The 22,444-nt window shown below is 67.8% G+C and carries 21 protein-coding genes; 19 read left to right on the forward strand and 2 right to left on the reverse strand.

Annotation, left to right across the window (positions count from 1 at the left end; genetic code table 11):
- Positions 1–298: 298 nt before the first annotated feature.
- From GRB96_RS04305 to GRB96_RS04350, 10 genes are all read left to right on the forward strand, one after another.
- Positions 299–1,639, forward strand: a complete 1,341-nt coding sequence (locus tag GRB96_RS04305; RefSeq protein ID WP_161430837.1) for a glycerate kinase type-2 family protein — start codon at positions 299–301, stop codon at positions 1,637–1,639.
- Positions 1,636–3,126 (forward strand): pyruvate kinase, encoded by a 1,491-nt coding sequence (pyk, locus tag GRB96_RS04310; RefSeq protein ID WP_161430839.1) that lies wholly within the window; start codon positions 1,636–1,638, stop codon positions 3,124–3,126. Before GRB96_RS04305 ends, pyk begins: the two co-directional genes overlap by 4 nt.
- Positions 3,127–3,248: 122 nt before the next feature.
- Positions 3,249–3,980: a GntR family transcriptional regulator gene (locus GRB96_RS04315; RefSeq protein ID WP_161430841.1), complete on the forward strand. Its 732-nt coding sequence runs from the start codon at positions 3,249–3,251 to the stop codon at positions 3,978–3,980.
- Between the two features lie 129 nt (positions 3,981–4,109).
- Positions 4,110–4,922 (forward strand): molybdate ABC transporter substrate-binding protein, encoded by an 813-nt coding sequence (gene modA, locus GRB96_RS04320; protein WP_161430843.1) that lies wholly within the window; start codon positions 4,110–4,112, stop codon positions 4,920–4,922.
- Positions 4,922–5,590, forward strand: a complete 669-nt coding sequence (gene modB / locus GRB96_RS04325) for a molybdate ABC transporter permease subunit (protein ID WP_161430845.1) — start codon at positions 4,922–4,924, stop codon at positions 5,588–5,590. The genes modA and modB overlap by 1 nt, the downstream gene beginning before the upstream one ends.
- On the forward strand, positions 5,583–6,728 hold the full coding sequence (locus GRB96_RS04330; protein WP_338074007.1) for an ABC transporter ATP-binding protein: 1,146 nt from the start codon (positions 5,583–5,585) through the stop codon (positions 6,726–6,728). The genes modB and GRB96_RS04330 overlap by 8 nt, the downstream gene beginning before the upstream one ends.
- On the forward strand, positions 6,725–7,213 hold the full coding sequence (locus tag GRB96_RS04335) for a DUF192 domain-containing protein (protein WP_161430847.1): 489 nt from the start codon (positions 6,725–6,727) through the stop codon (positions 7,211–7,213). Before GRB96_RS04330 ends, GRB96_RS04335 begins: the two co-directional genes overlap by 4 nt.
- Positions 7,214–7,342: 129 nt before the next feature.
- Positions 7,343–8,353 (forward strand): DctP family TRAP transporter solute-binding subunit, encoded by a 1,011-nt coding sequence (locus GRB96_RS04340; protein ID WP_161430850.1) that lies wholly within the window; start codon positions 7,343–7,345, stop codon positions 8,351–8,353.
- A 66-nt stretch (positions 8,354–8,419) separates the two neighbouring features.
- Positions 8,420–8,899, forward strand: coding sequence for a TRAP transporter small permease (locus GRB96_RS04345; RefSeq protein ID WP_205743485.1), 480 nt, complete (start codon positions 8,420–8,422; stop codon positions 8,897–8,899).
- Complete coding sequence (locus GRB96_RS04350) at positions 8,889–10,211, forward strand: TRAP transporter large permease (protein WP_161430852.1); 1,323 nt, start codon at positions 8,889–8,891, stop codon at positions 10,209–10,211. Before GRB96_RS04345 ends, GRB96_RS04350 begins: the two co-directional genes overlap by 11 nt.
- 81 nt (positions 10,212–10,292) lie before the next feature.
- On the opposite strand, the gene GRB96_RS04355 is transcribed toward GRB96_RS04350, so the two are convergent.
- A complete protein-coding gene (locus GRB96_RS04355) occupies positions 10,293–10,805 on the reverse strand; it encodes a macro domain-containing protein (RefSeq protein WP_161430853.1) in 513 nt (170 codons plus the stop codon).
- 23 nt (positions 10,806–10,828) lie between these two features.
- On the reverse strand, positions 10,829–11,650 hold the full coding sequence (locus tag GRB96_RS04360) for a carbon-nitrogen hydrolase family protein (RefSeq protein WP_161430855.1): 822 nt from the start codon (positions 11,648–11,650) through the stop codon (positions 10,829–10,831).
- 122 nt (positions 11,651–11,772) lie between these two features.
- Between GRB96_RS04360 and GRB96_RS04365 the strand changes: the two genes are divergently transcribed.
- The 9 genes from GRB96_RS04365 to GRB96_RS04405 all read left to right on the forward strand — a co-directional run bounded on the left by GRB96_RS04365 (position 11,773) and on the right by GRB96_RS04405 (position 22,418).
- A complete protein-coding gene (locus tag GRB96_RS04365; RefSeq protein ID WP_161430857.1) occupies positions 11,773–12,003 on the forward strand; it encodes a DUF2798 domain-containing protein in 231 nt (76 codons plus the stop codon).
- A 204-nt stretch (positions 12,004–12,207) separates the two neighbouring features.
- A complete protein-coding gene (locus tag GRB96_RS04370) occupies positions 12,208–13,596 on the forward strand; it encodes a KamA family radical SAM protein (protein WP_161430859.1) in 1,389 nt (462 codons plus the stop codon).
- A gap of 259 nt (positions 13,597–13,855) precedes the next feature.
- Entirely contained in the window at positions 13,856–14,836 is a 981-nt protein-coding gene (locus GRB96_RS04375; protein ID WP_161430862.1) for a TAXI family TRAP transporter solute-binding subunit, read from the forward strand.
- Positions 14,837–14,971: 135 nt separating this feature from the next.
- A complete protein-coding gene (locus GRB96_RS04380) occupies positions 14,972–17,566 on the forward strand; it encodes a TRAP transporter permease (RefSeq protein ID WP_161430864.1) in 2,595 nt (864 codons plus the stop codon).
- Positions 17,567–17,579: 13 nt separating this feature from the next.
- Complete coding sequence (locus tag GRB96_RS04385) at positions 17,580–18,008, forward strand: universal stress protein (protein ID WP_161430866.1); 429 nt, start codon at positions 17,580–17,582, stop codon at positions 18,006–18,008.
- 260 nt (positions 18,009–18,268) lie between these two features.
- Positions 18,269–19,096: a DUF2189 domain-containing protein gene (locus GRB96_RS04390; protein WP_161430868.1), complete on the forward strand. Its 828-nt coding sequence runs from the start codon at positions 18,269–18,271 to the stop codon at positions 19,094–19,096.
- A gap of 99 nt (positions 19,097–19,195) precedes the next feature.
- Entirely contained in the window at positions 19,196–19,681 is a 486-nt protein-coding gene (locus tag GRB96_RS04395) for a lysozyme inhibitor LprI family protein (protein ID WP_161430869.1), read from the forward strand.
- A 58-nt stretch (positions 19,682–19,739) separates the two neighbouring features.
- A complete protein-coding gene (locus GRB96_RS04400; RefSeq protein WP_161430871.1) occupies positions 19,740–20,237 on the forward strand; it encodes a putative pterin-binding protein in 498 nt (165 codons plus the stop codon).
- 27 nt (positions 20,238–20,264) lie between these two features.
- On the forward strand, positions 20,265–22,418 hold the full coding sequence (locus GRB96_RS04405) for an ATP-binding protein (protein ID WP_161430873.1): 2,154 nt from the start codon (positions 20,265–20,267) through the stop codon (positions 22,416–22,418).
- The last annotated feature ends 26 nt before the right edge of the window (positions 22,419–22,444 follow it).

Genomic DNA, 22,444 nt, shown 5'->3' on the forward strand with positions numbered 1-22,444 from the left:
CCGGCAGACACCGTTCGGCGACGAGCGGCAGAATCCGGTAGGCTCCGGAAGGCGGGCGTCGGGTCGTCGCACGCCTTCCGGCCGCCCCGGCGGCCTTTCCCGGTGGCAGGGGCGACCTGCTGCCGGGTCCTTTTTCGCGATCCCCGAACCCGGGGCAACGTGCATGATCCTCGAATCCGGATCGCTGCTTACGATCTCGAACCCTGATCGCTGCTTACGATCCCCGAACCCGGATCGATCACGATCCAAGAATTCCTGGATGGCCCCGGTGGGGCCATCCGCCGCAGAGGAGAACCCCATGGTCGCCACGCCGTCCCCATCCTCCCCCGAGGCCATCGCCGCGCTGTCGGCGCCGGAGGCCCTGAGTTGGCTGCGCGGCCTCGCCGACACCGCCGTGCACGCCGTGCATCCCGAAAGCCTGCTGCCCGGCGAACTGCCGCCGCCACCCGCCGGCCGCACCCAGGTAGTGGGTGCCGGCAAGGCCGCTGCCGCCATGGCCGCCGCCCTTGAGCGCGCCTGGCAGGCCCACCAGCCCGAGGCCCCTCTCGACGGGCTGGTGGTGACCCGCTATGGGCACGGTATCGAGGCTCACGAGGCGCCCTGCGAGCGCATTGAGGTACTCGAGGCCTCCCACCCCATGCCCGACGGCCTGAGCGAGGAGGCCGCCCGGCGCATGCTCGAGGCGGTGGCGCCGCTGGGCGAGGAGGACCTGGTGATCGCGCTGATCTCCGGTGGTGGCTCGGCGCTGATGAGCCTGCCGGCCCCCGGCATCTGCCTGGCCGAGAAGCAGGCGCTCAACCGCGAGCTGCTGCGCTGCGGGGCGCCGATCCGCGAGATCAACACCGTGCGCCGCCACCTCTCGGCGATCAAGGGCGGGCGCCTGGCCGCCGCGGCCCACCCCGCTCAGGTGCTGACCTGGGTGATCTCCGACGTGCCCGGCGACGACCCGACCCTGGTCGCCTCCGGCCCGACCCTGCCCGACGCCAGCACTCCGGCAGATGCCCTGGCGATCCTCGAACGCCACGGCATCGCCATCCCCGACGCGGTGCGGCGCCACCTCGAGGAGGCCGACCAGGCGCCGTCGCCCGATGACCAAGGCTTCGCCCGCGACCGTGCCCGGGTGCTGGCTCGCGCCGCCGATGCCCTGGAAGCCGCACGAGTGGCCGCCGCGACGAGTGGTATCGAGGTGCGTGTGCTGGGCGATGACCTCGAGGGCGAGGCTCGCGAGCTGGGGCGTGCCCAGGCGCACCTGGCACTCTCGAGTCAGGCGGGACTCAGCCGGCCGCTGCTGCTGCTCTCCGGCGGCGAGACCAGCGTCACGGTGCGCGGCGATGGCCGCGGCGGGCGCAACGTCGAGTACCTGCTGGGGCTCTTCGAGGCGCTTCAGGGCGCACCGGGCATCCACGCCCTGGCCATCGACACCGATGGCATCGACGGCTCCGAGGACAACGCCGGGGCCCTTATCGCCGATGCCGACTGGGCCCGTGCCCGACAGCAGGGGCTTGACCCGGCCACCTTTCTGTCACGCAATGATGCCTACACTTTCTTCCAGGCGCTGGAGCGGCTGATCGTTACCGGTCCCACGCGCACCAACGTCAACGACTTCCGTGCCATCCTGATCCTGCCGAGGACACCATGAGCCATCTCCCCCATGCCCCCATCCACGACCCCATCCGGCGTACCAAGATCGTCGCCACCCTGGGCCCCGCCAGCGACCGCGAGGGGGTGCTCGAGGCGATGATCGCCGCCGGCGTCGATGTGGTGCGCCTCAACTTCTCCCACGGCAGTGCCGATGACCATCGCCGGCGCCTCGAGCGAGTGCGCGAGATCGCCGCCCGCCAGGGCAGGAGTGTCGCCGCACTGGGCGACCTGCAGGGCCCCAAGATCCGCATCGCCCGCTTCGCCGAGGGTGCCGTGGAACTCGAGGAGGGAGACGCCTTCATCCTCGACATGGCGCTGGAAAGCGATGCGGGAACCCGGGAACGCGTGGGCTGCGATTACAAGCAGCTGATCGAGGACGTCACCCCCGGTGACCGACTGCTGCTCGACGACGGCCGGCTGGTGCTGGACGTCAGCGGCGTCGAGGGGCGCGAGATCCACACCACCGTGACCGTGGGCGGCAAGCTCTCCAACAACAAGGGCATCAACAAGCAGGGCGGTGGCCTCTCGGCTCCGGCGCTCACCGACAAGGATCGCGCGGACCTGGCCACCGCCGTGGCGATCGGCGTCGACTACCTGGCGGTCTCCTTTCCGCGCAGTGCCGCCGACATGGCCGAGGCCCGCGAGCTGCTGGGCGAGGCCGGCGCCGAAATCGGCCTGGTGGCCAAGCTCGAGCGTGCCGAGGCGGTGGCCAGCGAGGCGACTCTGGATGGCATCATCCAGTCCTGCGAGGCGGTGATGGTGGCCCGCGGCGACCTCGGCGTTGAGATCGGCGACGAGAAGCTGATCGGCACCCAGAAGCGCATCATCAAGCGCGCCCGCACCCTCAACCGCGCGGTGATCACCGCCACCCAGATGATGGAGTCGATGATCGAGTCGCCCCTGCCCACCCGGGCCGAGGTGTTCGATGTCGCCAACGCCGTGCTCGACGGCACCGACGCGGTGATGCTCTCCGCCGAGACCGCCGCCGGCGACTTCCCGGTGGAGACCATCGAGGCCATGGACCGGGTCTGCCTGGGTGCCGAGCGCGAGAAGGTCGCCCAGGAGTCGGGCCACCGCATCCACGAGGGCTTCACCCAGATCGACGAGACCATCGCGCTCTCCGCCATGTACGCCGCCAACCATCTCTCCGGCGTGGCCGCCATCGCCTGCATGACCTCCACCGGCTACACGCCGCTGATCGCCTCGCGCATCCGTTCGGGGCTGCCCATCGTGGGTCTGGCCCACAGCGCCATCGCCCAGCGGCGCATGGCGCTCTATCGCGGGGTGGTCTCGCTGCCCTTCGATACCAGCGAGATGAGCGCGGAGGAGCTCAACGACCGCGCCCTGGCGCTGCTGGTGGACAAGGGTATCGCCGAGCCCGGCGACCACGTGATCCTCACCCGGGGCGACGAGATGAACGCTCATGGCGGCACCAACACGATGAAGATCCTCGACGTCAACGCCGGCCATCTGCCCGGGCAGTGACGGTAGGCATGTAGCGACGTGCTGATCACGGGCATCCTGTATACAGGATGCCCGCTCGATGTGGTCATTCGTGCCGAAAAGTGCGATGGTGCGGCCAGGATGATCACAATGAGCGAGAGAGCATGAGCCACTCCTGGAAGGCCGACGTCGAGGCCGCCATTCGTGCCGGCGAGCGCATCAGCGACCCCTATATCGTCGAGCAGGTGCGCCAGGCGGTTCTCAGCCAGCGCCTGCCGCCGGGAACGCGCCTGCCTGAAGTGGCACTGGGCGAGATCTTCGGCGTCAGCCGCTCGGTGGTGCGTCGCGCCCTGACTCGCCTGGCCGCCGACCATGTCATCGACCAGCGTCCCAATCAGGTGGCCCGAGTGCGCTCGCCGAGTGTGGAGGAGACCCGCGAGACCTTCGCCGCCCGCCGCCTGGTGGAGGGTGAGGTGGCCGCGCTGCTCGCGGCCCAGGGGGTTGAACCTGGCGTGTTGACGGCGCTGGAGGCCGAGGCGCGGGCCGAGGCCGAAGCCTACGGCCGCAGCGACGAACCGGCACGCATCGCCCACTCCCTGACCATTCATCATCGCCTGGCTGCACTCTCGCCCAATCGTGTGCTGGGGGCCATGCTTACCGATCTGGTGATGCGCACCTCCATCGTCATCGCCCTCTACAAGCGTCCCACGCTCGGTTCCTGCTACCTGGAGGGTGACCACCCGCGGCTGCTGGCGGCCCTGGGTGCGGGGGATGCCGAGGGGGCCCGTGAAGCCGTGGTTGGCCACCTGGTGAGCCTCGAGGGACTGCTCGACCTCGGTCGCCGCGAGGAGGAGACCGACCTGCGCGCCATCTTCGCCGGCGTCGCCACAAGCTGACCTGTCCCCGGCGCCTTTCGCTATCGCCGCATGGCTAACTGCGATAGCCCTGACAGGAACACCGGGCGGGTTGTGGGCATCGGCGGGGTGTCGGACAATGCGTCCATCCATGCCCGTCGGAGCCTCGTCATGCCACTCTTTCCCCGCTCGGGATGTCGCGCCCTGCTGCTGGGGCTTGCCTTGCTGCTGTCGCCGCTGGCCATCGCCGCGGCGCCACCTACCGTGGCCGCCGCCTCAGACCTGCAGTTCGCCCTGAGCGAGGCCGCCGAGCGCTTCACTGCCGAGACCGGTCGCGAGCTGCGCCTCAACTTCGGCTCCTCCGGCAACTTCCGCCGCCAGATCGCCCAGGGGGCCCCGTTCGAGCTCTATCTCTCCGCCGACGAGGCCTATGTGCTGGCGCTGCACGAGGAAGGCCACCTCGAGAATGAGGGTGTGGTCTATGCGGTGGGTCGCCTGGCCTGGCTGCAGCCGAGAGGGCAGGGGGAGCTGCCGGGCGAGGAGGCTCCGCTGATCACAGTGCGTGAGGCGATCGACGCCCATGCGGCGGGGGAGGGGCGCCCGCGCATTGCCCTGGCCAATCCCGAGCACGCCCCCTACGGCGTGGCCGCCCGCCAGGCGCTGGAGCATGCTGGCCTGTGGGAGGCGAGCGCGCCGCTGCGGGTGCTGGGGGAGAACGTCTCCCAGGCCGCCCGCTTCGCCCTCTCCGGTGACGCCCGTGGGGGGCTGGTGGCCTGGTCACTGGCCCTGGCGCCGCCCATCGCCGAGCGCGGCGAGCATGTGCTGATTCCCGAGTCCTGGCATGCGCCGCTGGTCCAGCGCATGGCGCTGGTCGAGGGCGCCGGGGAGACGGCGCGTGCCTTCTATGCCTGGCTGCAGCAGGAGGAGGCCCGCGGGATCCTGGCCGACTATGGCTTCCGCCTCCCCGAGGATGCAGCGCCCTGATGGACTGGACCGCACTCTCGGTCTCGCTGCACCTGGCGACCCTGACCTGCCTGCTGCTGCTGCCGCTGGGAATCTGGCTGGGGCGAGCGCTGGCCACCAGCCGCTCCCGCGCCAAGCCGCTGGGCGAGGCGCTGGTGGCCCTGCCGCTGGTGATGCCACCCACGGTGCTGGGCTTCTACCTGATGCAGGCCTTCGGCGTCGAGGCGCCCTTCGGCGGGCTCTGGCAGCGGCTGTTCGGTTCGGGGCTCAACTTCACCTTCGAGGGCATCCTGCTCGCCTCCCTGGTGGCGAACCTGCCCTTCGCGGTCCAGCCGGTACAGCGCGCCTTCGAGGCGGTGCCGAGCAACCTGCGCGAGGCGGCCTGGTGCAGCGGGCTGTCGCCGGCGCATACCCTGTGGCGCATCGAGCTACCACTGGTGTGGCCGGGCATCGTCTCCGCCCTGGCCCTCACCTTCGCCCACACCCTGGGCGAGTTCGGGGTGATCCTGATGGTGGGTGGCGCCATCGACGGCGAGACCCGCACCCTGGCCATCGCCATCTACGACCGGGTGCAGGCCTTCGACGAGAGCGGCGCGGCCACCATGTCCGCAATGCTGCTGCTGGCCTCCTTCCTCACCATCGGCGTGGTCTACGGCCTGGCGGGCCGGCGCAGGTGGCGCCGTGTCTGAGCCCCTGGTTTCGTCCGCCAGCCTCGCCGTCAGCCTCCACCAGGCGGGGCCCATTCCGCTGGCCGCGGAGTTCCACTGCGCGGCCGGCGAACTGCTGGCACTTGTGGGACCCTCCGGCAGCGGCAAGACGACCCTGTTGCGTGCGGTGGCCGGGCTCTATCGCCCGGCCGGTGGACGCATCGCCTGTGGCGACGCCCTGTGGTTCGATGCCGGCAGGCGGCTCTCCCTGCCGCCACAGCGGCGCCGGGTCGGGCTGGTGTTCCAGGACTATGCGCTGTTCCCCCATCTGACCGCCCTGGGCAATGTCATGGTCGCCCTGGGCCACCTGCCCCCTGCCGAACGCCGCCGGCGCGCCGAGGAGTGGCTGACGCGGGTGCGCCTGGACGGCCTGGCCGGGCGCCATCCGGCCGAGCTCTCTGGCGGCCAGCGCCAGCGGGTGGCCCTGGCACGGGCGCTGGCGCGCAATCCCCGGGTGCTGCTGCTCGACGAGCCCTTCTCGGCGGTGGATCAGGTCACCCGTCGGCGCCTGCAGCGCGAGCTGGCGCTGCTGCGCCAGGAGATCCGCATCCCCATCGTGCTGGTGACCCACGACCTCGACGAGGCGGCGGCGCTGGCCGACCGCCTCTGCGTGCTGCACACCGGGCGCACCCTGCAGGAGGGCCAGCCGGAGTCGCTGTTCCGTCGCCCGGTGTCGCCGCAGGTGGCGCGCCTGCTCGACCGCCACAATGTGTTTACCGGCGAGGTGGTGGAGGAGGGCGGCGAGCGCCGGCTGGCCTGGGGCCCCTGGCGGCTGGAGGTGGCCGAGGGGCTGGCGTCGCTGCCGCCGGGTGCCCGGGTGGCCTGGTACCTGCCGCCCTCGGATGTGGTGCTGCACCGACGCGGGAGGCCTTCGCTGGGCGAGCGCGAGAACCCGGTGCATGCCCGGGTCGAGGAGCTGGTGGTGCTGGGCGGGATGACCTCGGTGACCCTGGCCTTCGATCACACCCCGCAGCGGCTCGGCTTCGAGATCGCCACCCACGCCGCCCGCCGCAACGGACTGGCCCGGGGCGAGGCGGTGCAGGTCTCGCTGCTCGCCGCGGGTATCCACCTGATGCCGGAGACTTCCGCCGCCGGCGATGACACCAGGAGCCTGCCATGAAACACCTCCTTCATGCCGCCATCCTCGCCCTCGGCTCGCTGGCACTGCCCGCAGCGAGCCTCGCCCAGGAACCCGCGGAGCACTTGCCACTCGCCGTTCACGGCGACTCGGGGCAGCATGACTTCCGGGTCGAGGTGGCGGATGAGCCGGCCGAGCGCAGCCGCGGACTGATGGGGCGGGAGCACCTTGCCGCCGATGCCGGCATGCTATTCCTCTATCCCGACGACCAGGCCGGCGGTAGCGGCTTCTGGATGTACCGCACCCTGATCCCGCTGGATATCGCCTTCATCGACGGGGAGGGGCGCATCGTCTCGACCCACACCATGCAGCCCTGCGGCTCGGGTGACGCCGCCGACTGCGCGGTGACCCGCCCCGGGGTGTCCTATCGGGCTGCACTGGAGGTCAATGCCGGTACCTTCGAGGCGCTCGACATCGAGGTGGGGAACTGTGTCACCTGGCCGGGGGCGGAGTCCCGCTGTGACTAGGGCCATCCCGGGCTGTCATTCAACGCTGCTCGCCCTAGAATAGTCGGATGCAGTCGCACGACTGCATCGCTTGATCCATAACCATAATTGCGTCTCGATGCCTTCGAGACGCCGCTGCAAGGACACGCCATGACTACCCATCGACCGCTTGCCAAGCTGGCCGCCGCCCTGGCCGGCGCCGCCGTGCTCTCCGCCTCGCTCTCCGTCCAGGCCCGTGAGATCGCCATCTCAACCGTGCTTTCCGACGCCTTCCCCTGGGGCCAGGCCGCCGCGAAATGGGCCGAGCTGGTGGAGGAGCGCACCGAGGGGCGCATCACCATGCGCGTCTACCCCAACTCCCAGCTGGTCAACGGTGACCAGACCCGCGAATTCTCCGCCATGCGCTCCGGTCTGATCGACGCGGCGGTGGGTTCCACGATCAACTGGTCGCCCCAGGTGCCGGAACTCAACCTCTTCTCGCTGCCCTTCCTGCTGCCCGACGAGGCGGCGGTGGATGCGGTCACCGGCGGCGAGGCCGGCGAGATGGTCTTCGCGGCCATCGAGTCCCGCGACGTGATTCCGCTGGGCTGGGGCGAGAACGGTTTCCGCCAGCTCTCCAACTCGCGGGGGGCGATCGATGAGCCTGCTGATCTCGAGGGGCTGAAGATTCGCGTGGTGGGCTCGCCGCTGTTCCAGGACACCTTCGACGCCCTGGGCGCCGACCCCACCCAGATGAGCTGGGCCGACGCCAAGCCCGCGCTGACCACCGGCGCGGTGGACGGCCAGGAGAACCCGCTCTCGGTGTTCGACGTGGCGCGCATCGACCAGGTGGGTCAGGAGCACCTGACCCTGTGGAACTATATGAACGATCCGCTGATCTTCGCCGTGAACCGCCAGGTGTGGGAGTCCCTCGAGGAGGGTGACCGCGAGATCCTGCGCGAGGCCGCAGTGGAAGCGGGCGAGTGGGAGATCGCCATGACCCGCGAGGAGGAGAGCGAGCGGCTGGCCGCCATCCAGGAGCGCGGCGTCACCGTCACCGAGCTCTCCGATGAGCAGTACCAGGCCTTTGTCGAGGCTACCGCCGGTGTTCACGACGAGTGGATTCCCAAGATCGGCGAAGAGATCGTCGAGGCCGCCCGTGCCTCTGTCGAGTCGCGCTGATCCCCGCCCTTCCTTCCGACTGACCGGCCGGCCCTAGTGGCCGGCCGCTGCCTTGTGAGGTAACCCATGATCCCTTCCCCGGACGCCAGGCCGGAGCGCTGGCTGGCCGCCCTGGCCCTGGTGATCATCTCGCTGATCAGCCTGGGTAACGTGGTGACCCGCTACATCACCGGCGGCTCACTGGCCTTTACCGAGGAGCTCTCGGTGTTCCTGCTGGTGGTACTGACCTTCGCCGGCGCCGCCGTGGCGCTGCGCCGTAACGGCCATATCCGCATCGGCATGCTGGAGCGGGCCCTGCCGACCGGGCCGCGCCGGCTGCTGGTGCTCTTCCAGGGTGTCTGCGGCATCGCCGTGCTGGGCCTGATCAGCTGGTTCGGCGCCAAGCTGGCCTGGCAGGAGTACCAGTGGGGGACCCTCTCGCCGGGGTTGGGGCTGCCCCAGTGGTGGTATATCGTCTGGCTGCCACTCCTGGCAGCGGTGATGCTGGTGCGCCAGCTGCAGCAGACATGGGACCGCCTGCGCGGGAGGCTCGACGATGAGTCCTGACCTGTGGATGCTGCTGGCCTTCACCGGCTTCTTGATCGCCGGGGTCCCGGTCGCCTTCTCCCTGGCGCTGGCCGGTGCCACGGGAATACTGGCCGGGCTGTCGCCGGCGATGCTGGCGACGCTGGGCACCAACACCTACAACAGCATCGCCAAGTACCCGCTGATCGCCATCCCGCTGTTCATCCTTACCGGGCTGATCTTCGAGCGCTCCGGTGTCGCGCTGCGCCTGGTGCGCTTCGCCCAGGCGCTGATCGGCCCGCGCCACGGCGGCCTGGCGCTGGTGGCGGTGCTGGTGTGCATGATCATGGGGGGCATGAGTGGCTCGGGGCCGGCGGATGCCGCCGCGGTGGCCATGGTGATGCTGCCCAGCATGACGAAGGCCGGCTACCCGAAGCCGTTCTCGGCCACGCTGATCGCCGCTTCGGCCTCCACGGCGATCCTGATCCCGCCCTCGGTGGCACTGATCCTTTACTCCATCGTCGTGCCCGGGGTCGACCTGCGGGCGCTTTTCGCCGCCGGGCTCTTCCCCGGGGTACTGGCCGGTCTGGCCCTGCTGGTGCCGGCACTGATCGTCTCCAGGCGTTATGGTTGGGAAGGGCGGGGCTGGGAAGGCGGCATGTCGGTGGCGGGCGCGGAGCGCCTCAGGGTGGGCGAGACCTTCAAGCAGGCGCTGCCGGCGCTGTTCGCGCCAATATTGATCCTCGGCGGGCTGCGCTCGGGGCTCTTTACTCCCACCGAGGCCGCGGTGGTGGCGGTGGCCTACGGCGTGGTGATCGGACTCTTCGTCACCCGCGAGCTCGGCTGGCGCGATCTCTGGGCGCTGTTCGGCGAGGCGGCGGTGATCTCCGGCGTGGTGATGCTGATCATCGCCCTGGCGGGCATCTTCGCCTGGGCGGGCACCATGCTTGGCACCTTCCGCCACCTGGCGGAGTGGATCATCTCGCTCTCCGACAGCGGCGTCGTGCTGCTGGTGCTGGTCATGCTGGCGGTGCTGGCCGCCGGCATGCTGCTCGACGCCATCTCCATCTACCTGATCATGATGCCGATCCTGATCCCGGTGATGCAGCACTTCGAGTGGAATCCGGTGTGGTTCGGCATCCTGCTGGCGATGAACATCGCCATCGGCCAGTTCACCCCGCCGGTGGCGGTCAACCTGATGGTGACCACCGAAGTGGCGAAGATCCGCCTGGAGCAGACCGTGGGCTGGGCGCTGCTGTTCGTCGTCGCCATGGCCGGCGCCCTGGCGCTGGTGGCGGTGTTCCCGGAGATCGCCCTGTGGTTGCCGCGAACCCTCGGCTACAACGTGGGGTAGGGCACTGGTCGCGCTCTTGATGCTGCCCGGAGATTGCCCTGTGGTTGCCGCGAACCCTCGGATACAACGTGGGGTAGGTTGCTACCCTGCCTGCAGCTCGTCGAGCATACGCCGGAAGAGCGCGGCGCTCCTGGCATCGAAGAGCACGAAGCGCACCCGCTCCAGGTGCGGGCAGCGGGGCAGGGTGGTGGACACCGTCTCCAGTGCCACCCGCGCGGCCTCCTCCAGCGGGTAGCCAAAGGCGCCGGCGGAGAGCGCCGGGAAGGCGATGGAGTGCAGGCCCTCGCGTTCGGCAAGCTCCAGGGCGTTGCGATAGCAGTCGGCGAGCAGTGCCTCCGCCGGCTCATCCACGCCGTAGACCGGCCCCAGGCAGTGGATCACGTACTGGTTGGGCAGCGCGAAGGCTGCGGTGATCACCGCCTCGCCCGGGCGGATCGGCGCCAGGGAGCGGCAGGCGCGGTCGAGCTCGGGGCCGGCGGCGCGGTGCAGGGCACCGGCCACGCCGCCGCCGGGGCGCAGCTGGGCGTTGGCGGCGTTGACCACCGCCTCGATGTCGGGCTGCCTGGCGATATCGCCCTGGATACATTCGATCATGCGGCCTCCTCGGTTGCGTTCGTTCAGGGTTGCCACAGTGGCAGCCCGGCCAGGTCGTCGCGACGGTCGCGGGAGAGCGGCAGCTGCTCCCGGGCCTCGGCGAGGGCCTGTCTGGAGAGTGACAGCCGGCGCCACGCCTCGTGCGGGCCGAAATCCTCGGCGGCATGGGCTTCGTCCACCAGCGGCGGACAGAGCAGGGAGTGGCCCCAGGCCTCGCCGGCGCGGTTGAGACTCAGCCACCACTGCTGGTTCTCCATGGCGCGGGCGGTGACGAAGGCGTGCCAGCTGGCGAAGGAGAAGTCGCGGGTGAAGGCCACCGGGTGCAGCACTAGCTCCACCCCCTCGGCGGCCAGGCGCCGCGCCAGTTCGGGGAAGCGCAGGTCGTAGCAGATCATCACACCGACCCGCCAGCCGGCGATGTCCACCACCAGCAGAGACTCGCCGGGCGTGAAATGGGCCGCTTCGGCGGAGGCACCGAACTGGGCACAGTGCAGCTTGTCGTAGACCCCGGCCAGGGCGCCATCCGGCCCCACCAGCACCTGACTGATATGACGCCCCTGCTCGCCACGACGGGCCGTGCCGTAGGCGATGGTGGAGCCCAGGCGTCGGGCCAGCTCGCTGAAGCGTTCGTAGACGGGCCCTTGCAGGTCATCATCCAGATCTCTCAGACACGCGAAGGCGCTGCTGCCGTACTCCAGGGTGGTAAGCTCGGGCAGCACGATCAGGTCGGGGCTGTACGCCTCGCAGCGCGCCTCGATCTCCCGGGTCAGGTGGCGCAGCCAGGCGAGCTGGTCGCCCCGGCAGCGGATGGCGGGTATGGCGGGTTGGCAGGCGAGCAGTTCCATGGGATCTCCTGGGGCATGCGACCTCCCGGCACCTGCGACCAAGAGGCGCGGGTGCCATTCGCGGTGGCCGGTCTATAATCGGCGCCGTGCATCTCTTACCCCTCAGGCTATCAGGAGTCCCGATGTTCTTCCCGCCACGCTTCGCGCCTATGGTCTTCGCCGTGCTGATGTCGCTCTACATGGTCAGCCTCATGACCTTCGTGATCACCTGGGTCAACACCGGCCTGGGCGAAGGCTTCGTGGGGCGCTGGTGGCGCGCCTTCTATATCGCCTGGCCTATCGCCTTCTCGTTGATACTGGTCGGTGCGCCAAGACTGCAACGCCTTACCGCAAGGCTCATTCGCAAGCCCTAAATGGTAGCCGCCGGATGAAAGGGGTGTTGCGATTTCCTGGCTTTTTCGCGACATTCGTTGCAAATCGGCGCACAAAGTTGCAACTCAAGCCTCGTCCCTGTACCAATAGCCTCCCCCCGATAACCGATGCCGGCACCGCCTCCCGTGGCGGAAGCCCTGGGCCCCTGTGCCAGGGCGCCGGACGCGACAACATGAGGAGGCGAGATGAACCAGAGCGTCAATATCGAGCTCGGCAGCCCCGCGGCCGAGGCCTTCGAGGCCCGTCAGTTCAAGGTCTACACCCACCGCCAGCTCGACAAGATCGAAGCGATCCAGAACCTGCCTGACGACCTGCGCTTCGACATGCGGGTCGTCAGCCAGGTGCTGCCGTTCCGGGTCAACGAGTACGTGATCGAGGAGCTGATCGACTGGGACAGGGTGCCCGAAGACCCGGTCTTCCAGCTCACCTTCCCTCAGCGCGGCATGCTGCTTCCCGAGCACTTCGAGGAGGTGGCCGAGCTGATGCGCCGCGAGGCCTCCGCCGCCGAGATGAAGCCGGTGATCGAGCGCATCCGCTCCGAACTCAACCCGCATCCGGCGGGGCAGATGGACCTCAACCTGCCGCTGCTCGATGGCGAGCCGCTGCCCGGCATGCAGCACAAGTACCGCGAGACGGTGCTGTTCTTCCCCAGCCAGGGGCAGGTCTGCCACAGCTACTGCACCTTCTGCTTCCGCTGGGCGCAGTTCGTCGGCGACAAGGACCTGAAGTTCGCCTCCAATGAAGCGGATTCCCTGCACCGCTACCTGGCTGAGCACACCGAGGTCACCGACCTGCTGATGACCGGCGGCGACCCCATGGTGATGAAGGCCAAGCACCTGCGTCAGTACCTGGAGGGGCTGATGGCGCCTGAGCTGGATCACGTTCAGGACATCCGCATCGGTACCAAGAGCCTGACCTTCTGGCCCTACCGCTTCGTCACCGACCCGGACGCTGAGGATATCCTCGAGTTGTTCAGAGAGTTGGTGGCTGCTGGGAAACATGTCGCCTTCATGGCGCACTTCAACCACTGGAAGGAGATGGACACCCCCATCTGCCGCGAGGCGATCCGCCGCATCCGCGCCACCGGGGCGGAGATCCGTACCCAAGCGCCGTTGCTCAAGCACATCAACGACGATGCCGACCAGTGGGCACGCATGTGGACCACCCAGGTGCGCCTGGGGATGATCCCGTATTACATGTTTGTGGAGCGCGACACCGGCGCCCGCCACTACTTCGAGGTGCCGCTGGTGCGAGCCTGGGAGATCTACCGCGAGGCGATGAAGCAGGTGCCGGGCCTGGCGCGCACCGCCCGTGGGCCCTCCATGTCTGCCGATCCGGGCAAGGTGGAGATCCAGGGGGTCACCGAGATTCAGGGCGAGAAGGTCTTTGTGCTGCGTTTCATCCAGGGTCGCGACAGCGACTGGGTGCAGCGGCCGTTCTTCGCGAAATACGACGAAGAAGCCACCTGGCTCAACCACCTGCAGCCGGCGCTGGGGGAGAGCGAGTTCTTCTACGAGGCCGAGTTCACGGCCATGAAGGACGAGAAGCAGGCGTTGATCATGAAGGCATCGTGAGGCAGCGGTGAGTTCTATTCAGCAAGGGCCGCTACGTGCGCCCCTTGCTGCATTGCATCAAGAGATTAACGCTTCATAAACGCTCGTCGGGACTAGACTAGGGGTGAACAAACCCGTCGGCCATGTTCTGCCGGCCTTGCTTCCGGTCATTATCCCCGGAGAAGTTTTTTCGCTAAAGTAGAAAGGGGTGGTAGATTCGGAGCCCGGTGTGGTCTCGGTCTCGCCGCTCGATTGCCGACAACGTCAAAGAGGTATGTCCATGAAACGCCATGCATTCTCTGCTGCTGCCTTCACCGGTGCGCTCCTGGGGGCCGCGATGTTCGCGTCGCCGGCCATGGCGCAGGATGAAGAGAGGTTCATCACCATCGGTACCGGTGGCCAGACCGGCGTCTACTATGTGGTCGGCCAGTCCGTCTGCCGCCTGGTAAATCGTCTGGAAGACGCCAACATCAAGTGTAATGCGCCCTCCACCGGCGGCTCGGTGGCCAACGTCAACGGCATCAAGTCCGGTCAGCTGGACATGGGCGTGGTGCAGTCCGACGTCCAGTACCAGGCCTACAACGGCACCGGCAACTTCGAAGGCGACGCCTACGAGGACCTGCGTGCGGTGTTCCGTGTCCACGGCGAGCCGCTGACCCTGCTGGCCCGTGCCGATTCCGGCATCGAGACCCTCGATGACCTGGAAGGCAAGCGCGTCAACATCGGTAACCCCGGCTCCGGTCAGCGCAACACCATGGAAGTGGTGATGGAAGCCAAGGGCTGGACCGAGGACACCTTTGCCCTGGCCTCCCAGCTGGATGCCGCCGAGCAGGCCGCGGCCCTGGCCGACAACAACGTCGATGCGATGGTGTATGTGGTGGGTCACCCCAACGGCTCCATTCAGGAAGCCACCACTACCGTGGATGCGCGCCTGATCCCGCTGAACGGCGAAGCCATCGACGGCATCGTCGAGGAATTCCCCTACTACTCCAAGTCGGTGATCCCCGGCGGCCTCTACAAGGGCAACGACGAGGATGTCGATACCTTCGGCGTGGCGGCGACCTTCGTGACAACCGCCCAGGCTGACGAGGACATCGTCTACCAGACCGTCAAGGCGATCTTCGACAACTTCGATCGCTTCAAGCAGCTGCACCCGGCCTTCGAGAATCTCGATCCGGAAGAGATGGTCTCCTCAGGCCTCTCCGCACCGCTGCATGACGGAGCTGCCCGCTACTATCGCGAGCAGGGCTGGATCGAGTGATCCGAAGACCTGAGGTGATCTCACCTCGGTGAAGAATGCGCGGTCACCCGAGGGGGCCGCGCATTCTGTTTGGGATGCTCAAGGGCATCACCAGCAGGGGTTCCCAGGGCAAACGTTACAGAGCAGGGCACGCTTATGACTGAGGACAACAAGAGGGCCGCCGGGCACGAGGTCGACCTGGAGGATATGGTCGCCTCGAGCGATTCGGGGGCTCGCAAGCCGGCCGGGACGCCGGGCAAGCTGCTGGTCAGCATTGCCGCCGCCTGGTCGCTCTTCCAGCTTTGGATCGCATCCCCGATCCCCTTCATACTGGGCTTCGGCGTCTTCAATGCCACCGAGTCCCGCTCCATCCACCTGGCCTTCGCACTCTTCCTGGCCTACATGGCCTATCCGGCACTCAAGCGCTCGCCGCGTGACCGTATCCCCGTCCAGGATTGGGTGCTGGCGGCGGCGGCGGCCTTCTGTGGCGCCTACATGTTCATGTTCTATGAACAGCTCGCCCAGCGCCCGGGGGCGCCGATCCTGCAGGACGTGATCATCGGGGTGGCGGGTATCGTGCTGCTGCTGGAGGCCACGCGACGGGCGCTCGGTCCGCCGCTGATGATCGTGGCATCGGTCTTTCTTATCTACAGCCTGGCCGGCCCTTACATGCCGGGCATCCTCTCTCACGGTGGGGTCAGCCTCTTCGGCCTGGTCAACCACCAGTGGCTGACCACTCAGGGGGTCTTCGGCATCGCCCTCGGGGTCTCGACCAGCTTCGTCTTCCTGTTCGTGCTGTTCGGCGCCCTGCTCGACAAGGCCGGGGCCGGCAACTACTTCATCAAGGTTGCCTTCTCGCTGCTCGGCCACTACAAGGGCGGGCCGGCCAAGGCCGCCGTGGTGGCCTCGGCCATGACTGGCCTGATCTCCGGCTCCTCCATCGCCAACGTGGTGACCACCGGCACCTTCACCGTGCCGATGATGAAGCGCGTCGGCTTCTCGGCCGAGAAGGCCGGTGCCGTTGAGGTGGCATCTTCGGTCAACGGCCAGATCATGCCGCCGGTGATGGGCGCTGCGGCCTTCCTGATGGTCGAGTACGTGGGCATCTCCTATGTCGAGGTGATCAAGCACGCCTTCCTGCCGGCGCTGATCTCCTATATCGCCCTGGTCTATATCGTTCATCTGGAAGCCATGAAGGCCAACATGCAGGGGCTGCAGAGCAGCAATCCGCCCAAGCCCCTGGTGCGCAAGGTGATCGGCTTCCTCGGCGGCCTGCTGCTGATGATGATCACGGCCCTCGCGGTCTACTACGGCCTGGGCTGGCTCAAGCCGGTGCTGGGCGATGCCACGCCCTGGGTGGTCGCGGTCGCCCTGACGGTGATCTATGTCGCGCTGCTCAAGCTGGCCGCGGGGTATCCCGAGCTCGAGCTCGACGACCCGGACACCCCCATCTACAAGTTGCCCCAGACCAAGCCCACGGTGCTGGTCGGCCTGCAATACATCCTGCCGGTGATCGTGCTGGTCTGGTGCCTGATGGTGGAGCGCCTCTCGCCGGGGCTGTCGGCCTTCTGGGCGACGGTGTTCATGATCTTCATCATCCTCACCCAGCGTCCGATTACCTCGATCTTCCGCGGTCGCAGCGACATGGCGGCGGACCTGCGCGAGGGGGCCCTGGACCTGTGGAACGGCCTGGTCACCGGTGCCCGCAACATGATCGGCATCGGCATCGCCACCGCCACCGCCGGCATCATCGTCGGCGCGGTCTCCCAGACCGGCGTCGGCCTGGTACTCGCCGAGGTGGTGGAAACCCTTGCCATGGGCAACCTGATGCTGATCCTGCTGCTTACCGCGGTGCTCAGCCTGATCCTCGGCATGGGCCTGCCCACCACGGCCAACTACATCGTGGTGTCGGCGCTGCTGGCGCCGGTCATCGTCAACCTGGGGGCGGAGAACGGCCTGCTGGTACCGCTGATCGCGGTGCACCTGTTCGTGTTCTACTTCGGGATCATGGCGGACGTCACCCCACCGGTGGGGCTCGCCTCCTTCGCCGCGGCAGCGGTCTCGGGGGGTGACCCGATCCGCACCGGCTTCCAGGCCTTCTACTACAGCCTACGCACCGCGGCATTGCCGTTCCTGTTCATCTTCAACACCGACCTGCTGCTGATTGATGTGACCTTCCTGCAGGGTATTCTGATCTTCGTGGTGTCGACCATCGCCATGCTGATCTTCGCCGCGGCGACCCAGGGCTTCATGATCACCCGCAGCCGCTGGTACGAGTCCATCGTACTGCTGCTGGTGGCCTTCACCCTGTTCCGGCCGGGCTTCTGGATGGACAGGATCCACGACCCCTACCAGTCGGTGCCGCCGGCCCAGTTCGCCGAGGCGCTGGGCAGCGTCGACGAGGAGAGCACGCTTCGCCTGCAGGTCAGCGGCCTGGATGCCTATGGCGACCCGCTGACCACCTACATGCAGCTGCCGGTGCCGGAAGGGGAGACGGGCCAGGAGCGCCTCGACAACCTGGGCCTGATGTTGCTGATCGAGGACGACAAGGCCATCGTCGACATGGTGGCCTATGGCAGCCAGGCCTCTGACCTGGGCTTCGACTTCGACCAGGAGATCATCGAGGTGCTGGCCCCGGTGGACCGCTGGACCAAGGAGCTGATGTGGATCCCGGCCTTCCTGGTGTTCGGCCTGATCGTAGTGATGCAGCGGCGGCGGCGGGATCGCAGTGCCGCGGTGACATCAGCCTGAGGGAGAGAGCGTCATGTACCAGAAGATCATGTTAACGGTGGACCTCAACGAGGAGGCCTCCTGGGTCAAGGCGCTGCCGACGGCGGTGGCGCTGTGCCGCAGTTTCGGTGCCTCGCTGCACGTGGTGACGGTGTTGCCGGACTACCGCATGCCGCTGGTCGGCTCCTACTTTCCCAAGGACTTCGCCAAGAAGGCCCATGAGGCGATCAAGGAGGCCCAGCACGAGTTCATCCGCGACCACGTGCCCGAGGACATCACGGCCCAGAGCGTGATCGTCGACGGCTCGCCCTGGGAGGCGATCGTCAAGGCCGCCAAGAAGCTCGAGGTGGACCTGATCGTCATGGCCTCCCACAACAAGCGCAAGTTCGCCGACTACGTGCTCGGTCCCAACGCCGAGCATGTGGTGCACCACTCCAAGGTCTCGGTGATGATCGTGCGCTGAGGATGAGTGGCTCTCGCCACGTCTGATCGGCCTTGTAGAGGGCCCCGACCCGGTGTCGGGGCCCTCCGCGTTTGCGTGGGGCGCAGAGCGTGGAAAAAGGCAAGCGCGATTCCCTGCAGAGTTGACTCGGATCAACTAGATTAAGACAGAGTTAACGAGGAAAGGCCCCGTTAACGTGTCTCGATGGGCCGGACCCGCGCCGGAACCATTCGCGCAGCGCCCGAGCCGGTCGGGCGGTAATCGGTGAAGAGAGGTGACACATGAATGCGGCAACCGCGAAAGCACGTGACGCGTCGGCAGCGCCTGGCGTCAGGATCACCATCCAGCCGGTGGGCATGGAACGCCCCAGGGCCTGGCTCGCCGCCGGCATCGAGGATTTCCGACAGGCCGCCGCGGTCAGCCTGGCCTATGGCATGTTCTGGGTAGGGCTGAGCATCGCAGTCACCGTCGGGGCCATCTATCTGGGGCTCTGGCACTGGCTGCTGCCGCTGGTGGCCGGGTTCATGTTCATCGGCCCCCTGGTTGCGGTGGGCTCCTACGGCATCAGCCGAGCCCTGGAGGCCAATCGCGCCCCCCACCTGGGTGATGCCTTCGGCGCCTGGCGTCCCCATGCCGGCCAGCTGGCGATGATGGGGGTGATGATGATGATCTTCTTCATGGCCTGGATCCGCGTGGCCACGTTGCTGTTCGCGCTCTTCTTCGGCTTCGAGGTGCCCAGCCCCGATGCCCTCTACGCGGCACTGCTGACCACCCCGCAGGGGCTCGGCATGATCGCCGTGGGCACGGTGCTGGGCAGCGTGCTCGCCTTCGGTGCCTTCGCCATCAGCGTGGTGGCCATCCCGACCCTGATGGATCAGGACCTCACCTTCATGGAAGGCATCGAGGCCAGCATTCGCTCGGTATCCAGGAACTTTCGCCCGATGCTGCTGTGGGCCGCCATCCTCACCGGCTGTGTGCTGGTCGGGGTGCTGACCTTCTATATCGGCCTGGCGCTGATCCTGCCCGTGCTGGGCTTTGCCAGCTGGCACGCCTACGAGGATCTGGTGGTCGTCAAGCCCCAGGAGGAGGGCCACCAGTTGCACAGCTGATCGGCTTAGAGTTTCTCTCGACAAGGCACTATGCTGGGGGGCGTGAACGCCCCCCAGCTCTTTATGGGTATCCGTCTTCTTGCCTGCTGTGAGTCTGTCATGCCGCACTCCCTGCCCGCCGCTGCTGTGCTGGCGGCCCTTGCTCTCATCGGTGAGCCGCTCCTGGCCCAGTCCGACCCCTCCGCCCAGGTCGAGTCGCTGCAGCATGAGCTGCACGCCTGCCTGGTGGAGGCCGAGGAGGACCTCGACGCCATGCTGGCCTGTGCCGACACGGCCGAGGCGGGCTGGCGTGAGCAAGTCGAGCGACTCACGGGGCGGCTGGACCGTGCGCTGGGAGAGGAGGCCCGCGACGCCCTGGTACTGTCGGAGCAGGCCTGGCAGGCCAGTCGTGAGGCGGACCTGACGCTGATGGAGGCCTACCATGCCCAGTTGCAGGAGGTGGAGCTGGTCATGCCGGGCATGCTCGAGCTGTCCCATCAGCTGCAGCGCAATGCCATCTTCGAGGCGCGGGCCAACTTGCTGCTGCGCCTTCTCGACGGGCTGGGATCTCTGCCCGATCCCGACCTGCCGCCTTCGTCGAGCTGACCATGGCGTCGTGATCGGGTAGTCTGGCGCCCAGAAGTCGCCGCCAAGGGTACCCGCCATGCGCCTATCGATCATCGCCCTCCTGCTGGCCTGTCTGCCGGTGCCCTCCTTCGGCGATGAGCTGCCGGTACCCGAAGGAGAGGTCCTGCTGACCATCACCGGTGATATTGCCCATCCCAATGTCGGTGAAGACGCGCTCTTCGACCGATCGATGTTGATGACGCTTTCCCCCCTGACGGTCTGCACCCGCACCCCCTGGCACAGTGAGTCGGGCTGCTTTCAGGGGCCGCTGATACGTGAGTTGCTCGCCGCGGCGGGGGGGCGGGCCGACAGCATCGTGGTGCAGGCCCTCAATGAGTACCGGGCCGAGATTCCCGTGAAGGAGTTGCACGACTACGACGTGATCCTGGCCATCAGCCGTGATGGCGAGCCGATCCCGATTCGCGAGTTCGGCCCGCTGTTCGTGCTCTATCCCTTCGATGATCATCCGGAGTTGCATAACGAGGCGGTGCGATTCCGCTCGGTATGGCACGTGGCGGAGATCCATGCGCCCTGAGCAGGCGGTGTCAGCGGGACGTCGCCCATGCTGAAGTTGCCCCTGCGGCTGAGGCTGGGGGCGATCAGTGCCCTGGTGCTGTTCGCCGCCGCTCTGGTCGTGGTGGGCCTGGTCTCCTGGCGCCAGGACAGCCTGGCGGGCAGCGTCGGCGGCGATGCCGTCTGGCATGCCTACAAGCTTGACCGGGATACCGTGCAGATGCGCAGCTATCTCGCCCAGCCCGAAGCGGGCCTCTCCGGACTGCGGCTGCGCTTCGAGCTCTTCTACAGCCGCCTGACCCTGATGCGCCAGGGCGATGTCACCGAGCTGGTCGCCCAGATTCCCGCGGCTGTTGACCTCATCGATGAGATCGAGGCACGCATCGAGGCACTGGACGACGCCATCGCAGGGCTTGCCTCGCTGGAGATGGAGTCCCGGCAGGACCTGGAACAGCGCCTGGAGGTGCTGGGCAACCGTACCGAGCGCCTGGTAATCGCCATCAATGGCTACCTGGCCGAGAGCGCGACCCACGAGCGGCGCCAGCTACAGCGGCTCTATGGCCTGCTGCTGGTGCTTATCCTCGCCATGAGCTTCGCCGCGCTGCTGGTGGCGATGATGCTGTTCCGCGAGGCACGCGACAACGCCGCGGCCCGCCGCGATCTGGAGACACTCAGCCACGAGTTGCAGGCCACCGCGCGGCGTGCGGAGTCGGCGAGCCGGGCCAAGTCGGAGTTCCTGGCCACCGTGAGCCACGAGATACGTACCCCGCTCAATGGCGTCATCGGCATGAGTGACCTGCTGCTAGAGGAGCCTCTCGAGGAGCATCCCCGGCAGTATGCGGCCACCATCCACGACAGCGCCAACTTGCTGCTGGGGCTGATCAACGAACTGCTGGACTTCTCCAAGATCGAGGCTGGACGGCTCGACCTGGAATACCAGCCGCTGTCGCTTGCGGCACTGGTGGAGGGCTCGGTGTCGATCTTCGCCGCTCGCGCCGAGTCACGCGGGATCGGGCTTGAGGCGCGGGTATCCGAGGCGCTGCCCGCCTGGGTGATGGGGGATCCGGCGCGGCTGCGCCAGGTACTGCTCAACCTGGTCTCCAACGCCGTGAAGTTCACCGACCAGGGCCGGGTTGTTCTCGAGGCGTCGCTCGAGGATGACGAGACCCTGCGGCTGGAAGTGCGTGACTCCGGCTGCGGCATTCCCGCCGAACAGCGTGAGCGCATCTTCGAACCCTTCCGCCAGGGCGATGCCTCTACCGCACGGCGCTTCGGCGGTACCGGGCTGGGCCTGGCGATCTCACGCCGACTGATCGATGCCATGGGAGGTAGCATCGACATGCAGAGCGAGCCCGGTGTCGGCAGTCGCTTCTGGTGCCTGCTGCCGCTGGTGCCCGCCGCCGAGCCGGCGCAGGCTGTTGCGACGGGCCGGGCCGAGCTTGGCCAGCCACAGGGGGCGCGACTGCTGGTGGTGGAGGACAATCCTGTCAACCAGCGAGTCGCCCAGGCGATGCTCGAGCGGTTGGGGTGTCGTGTGACCCTGGCCGAGTCCGGCGAGGCGGCATTGGCCCTGACAGAGCGCCGGCACTTCGACCTGATCTTCATGGATGTTCAGATGCCCGACATGGACGGCCTGGAGGTGACCCGCCGGCTGCGCCAGCGCCACGGCTGGTCGGCCACGGTGCCCATTGTAGCCATGACCGCTGGCGGACCAGGGAGGGAGCGGGCGCGCTGCCTGGCCGCGGGGATGAATGGCTACCTCACCAAGCCGCTGCTCCAGGAGGCCCTGCTGGAGGTGCTGCGCCGCCATCTGGGCGGCAGTGCCATGGCGCCCACCCTCGCCATGAGCCAGCAGACACTGGCCGATCCGCTGATCCTGAATTCGCTTCGCGACTCCCTGGGCGAACAGGGAATGGCGTCGATGGTGGTGCTCTACCGCGACCAGGCCGAGGCGCACCTCGCCCAGCTCACCATGGCCCTCGAGGCGGGCGATGCCGGGCGGCTGCGACATGCGGCACACCAGCTGAAGGGAGAGTCCGCGAGCCTGGGGGCGGTGAAGGTGGCGGGGCTGGCCGCGCGGCTCGAGCGGCTGGCTGTCGAGGAGCAGCTCGCGGCGGCGGGTCCCGTCCTCGAGGAGTTGCACGCCTGCCTTGCCACCACCCTGGCCTCCCTGACCCGCTGGGTACAAGACTCCGCGGACTGACTCCCCGGGCATTGTGGCCGCGCCGG

Origin of the sequence: Halomonas alimentaria, assembly GCF_009902005.1 — a bacterium.
Classification (GTDB): domain Bacteria; phylum Pseudomonadota; class Gammaproteobacteria; order Pseudomonadales; family Halomonadaceae; genus Halomonas; species Halomonas alimentaria.

Coding starts and splice junctions, on each gene's coding strand:
- GRB96_RS04340 (WP_161430850.1), top strand. CDS start 7,343: ATGACTACCCATCGACCGCTTGCCAAGCTGGCCGCCGCCCTGGCCGGC.
- GRB96_RS04335 (WP_161430847.1), top strand. CDS start 6,725: ATGAAACACCTCCTTCATGCCGCCATCCTCGCCCTCGGCTCGCTGGCA.
- modB (WP_161430845.1), top strand. CDS start 4,922: ATGGACTGGACCGCACTCTCGGTCTCGCTGCACCTGGCGACCCTGACC.
- GRB96_RS04390 (WP_161430868.1), top strand. CDS start 18,269: ATGAATGCGGCAACCGCGAAAGCACGTGACGCGTCGGCAGCGCCTGGC.
- GRB96_RS04315 (WP_161430841.1), top strand. CDS start 3,249: ATGAGCCACTCCTGGAAGGCCGACGTCGAGGCCGCCATTCGTGCCGGC.
- GRB96_RS04380 (WP_161430864.1), top strand. CDS start 14,972: ATGACTGAGGACAACAAGAGGGCCGCCGGGCACGAGGTCGACCTGGAG.
- GRB96_RS04350 (WP_161430852.1), top strand. CDS start 8,889: ATGAGTCCTGACCTGTGGATGCTGCTGGCCTTCACCGGCTTCTTGATC.
- GRB96_RS04345 (WP_205743485.1), top strand. CDS start 8,420: ATGATCCCTTCCCCGGACGCCAGGCCGGAGCGCTGGCTGGCCGCCCTG.
- GRB96_RS04375 (WP_161430862.1), top strand. CDS start 13,856: ATGAAACGCCATGCATTCTCTGCTGCTGCCTTCACCGGTGCGCTCCTG.
- GRB96_RS04360 (WP_161430855.1), bottom strand. CDS start 11,650: ATGGAACTGCTCGCCTGCCAACCCGCCATACCCGCCATCCGCTGCCGG.
- GRB96_RS04355 (WP_161430853.1), bottom strand. CDS start 10,805: ATGATCGAATGTATCCAGGGCGATATCGCCAGGCAGCCCGACATCGAG.
- GRB96_RS04405 (WP_161430873.1), top strand. CDS start 20,265: ATGCTGAAGTTGCCCCTGCGGCTGAGGCTGGGGGCGATCAGTGCCCTG.
- GRB96_RS04370 (WP_161430859.1), top strand. CDS start 12,208: ATGAACCAGAGCGTCAATATCGAGCTCGGCAGCCCCGCGGCCGAGGCC.
- pyk (WP_161430839.1), top strand. CDS start 1,636: ATGAGCCATCTCCCCCATGCCCCCATCCACGACCCCATCCGGCGTACC.
- modA (WP_161430843.1), top strand. CDS start 4,110: ATGCCACTCTTTCCCCGCTCGGGATGTCGCGCCCTGCTGCTGGGGCTT.
- GRB96_RS04365 (WP_161430857.1), top strand. CDS start 11,773: ATGTTCTTCCCGCCACGCTTCGCGCCTATGGTCTTCGCCGTGCTGATG.
- GRB96_RS04305 (WP_161430837.1), top strand. CDS start 299: ATGGTCGCCACGCCGTCCCCATCCTCCCCCGAGGCCATCGCCGCGCTG.
- GRB96_RS04400 (WP_161430871.1), top strand. CDS start 19,740: ATGCGCCTATCGATCATCGCCCTCCTGCTGGCCTGTCTGCCGGTGCCC.
- GRB96_RS04395 (WP_161430869.1), top strand. CDS start 19,196: ATGCCGCACTCCCTGCCCGCCGCTGCTGTGCTGGCGGCCCTTGCTCTC.
- GRB96_RS04385 (WP_161430866.1), top strand. CDS start 17,580: ATGTACCAGAAGATCATGTTAACGGTGGACCTCAACGAGGAGGCCTCC.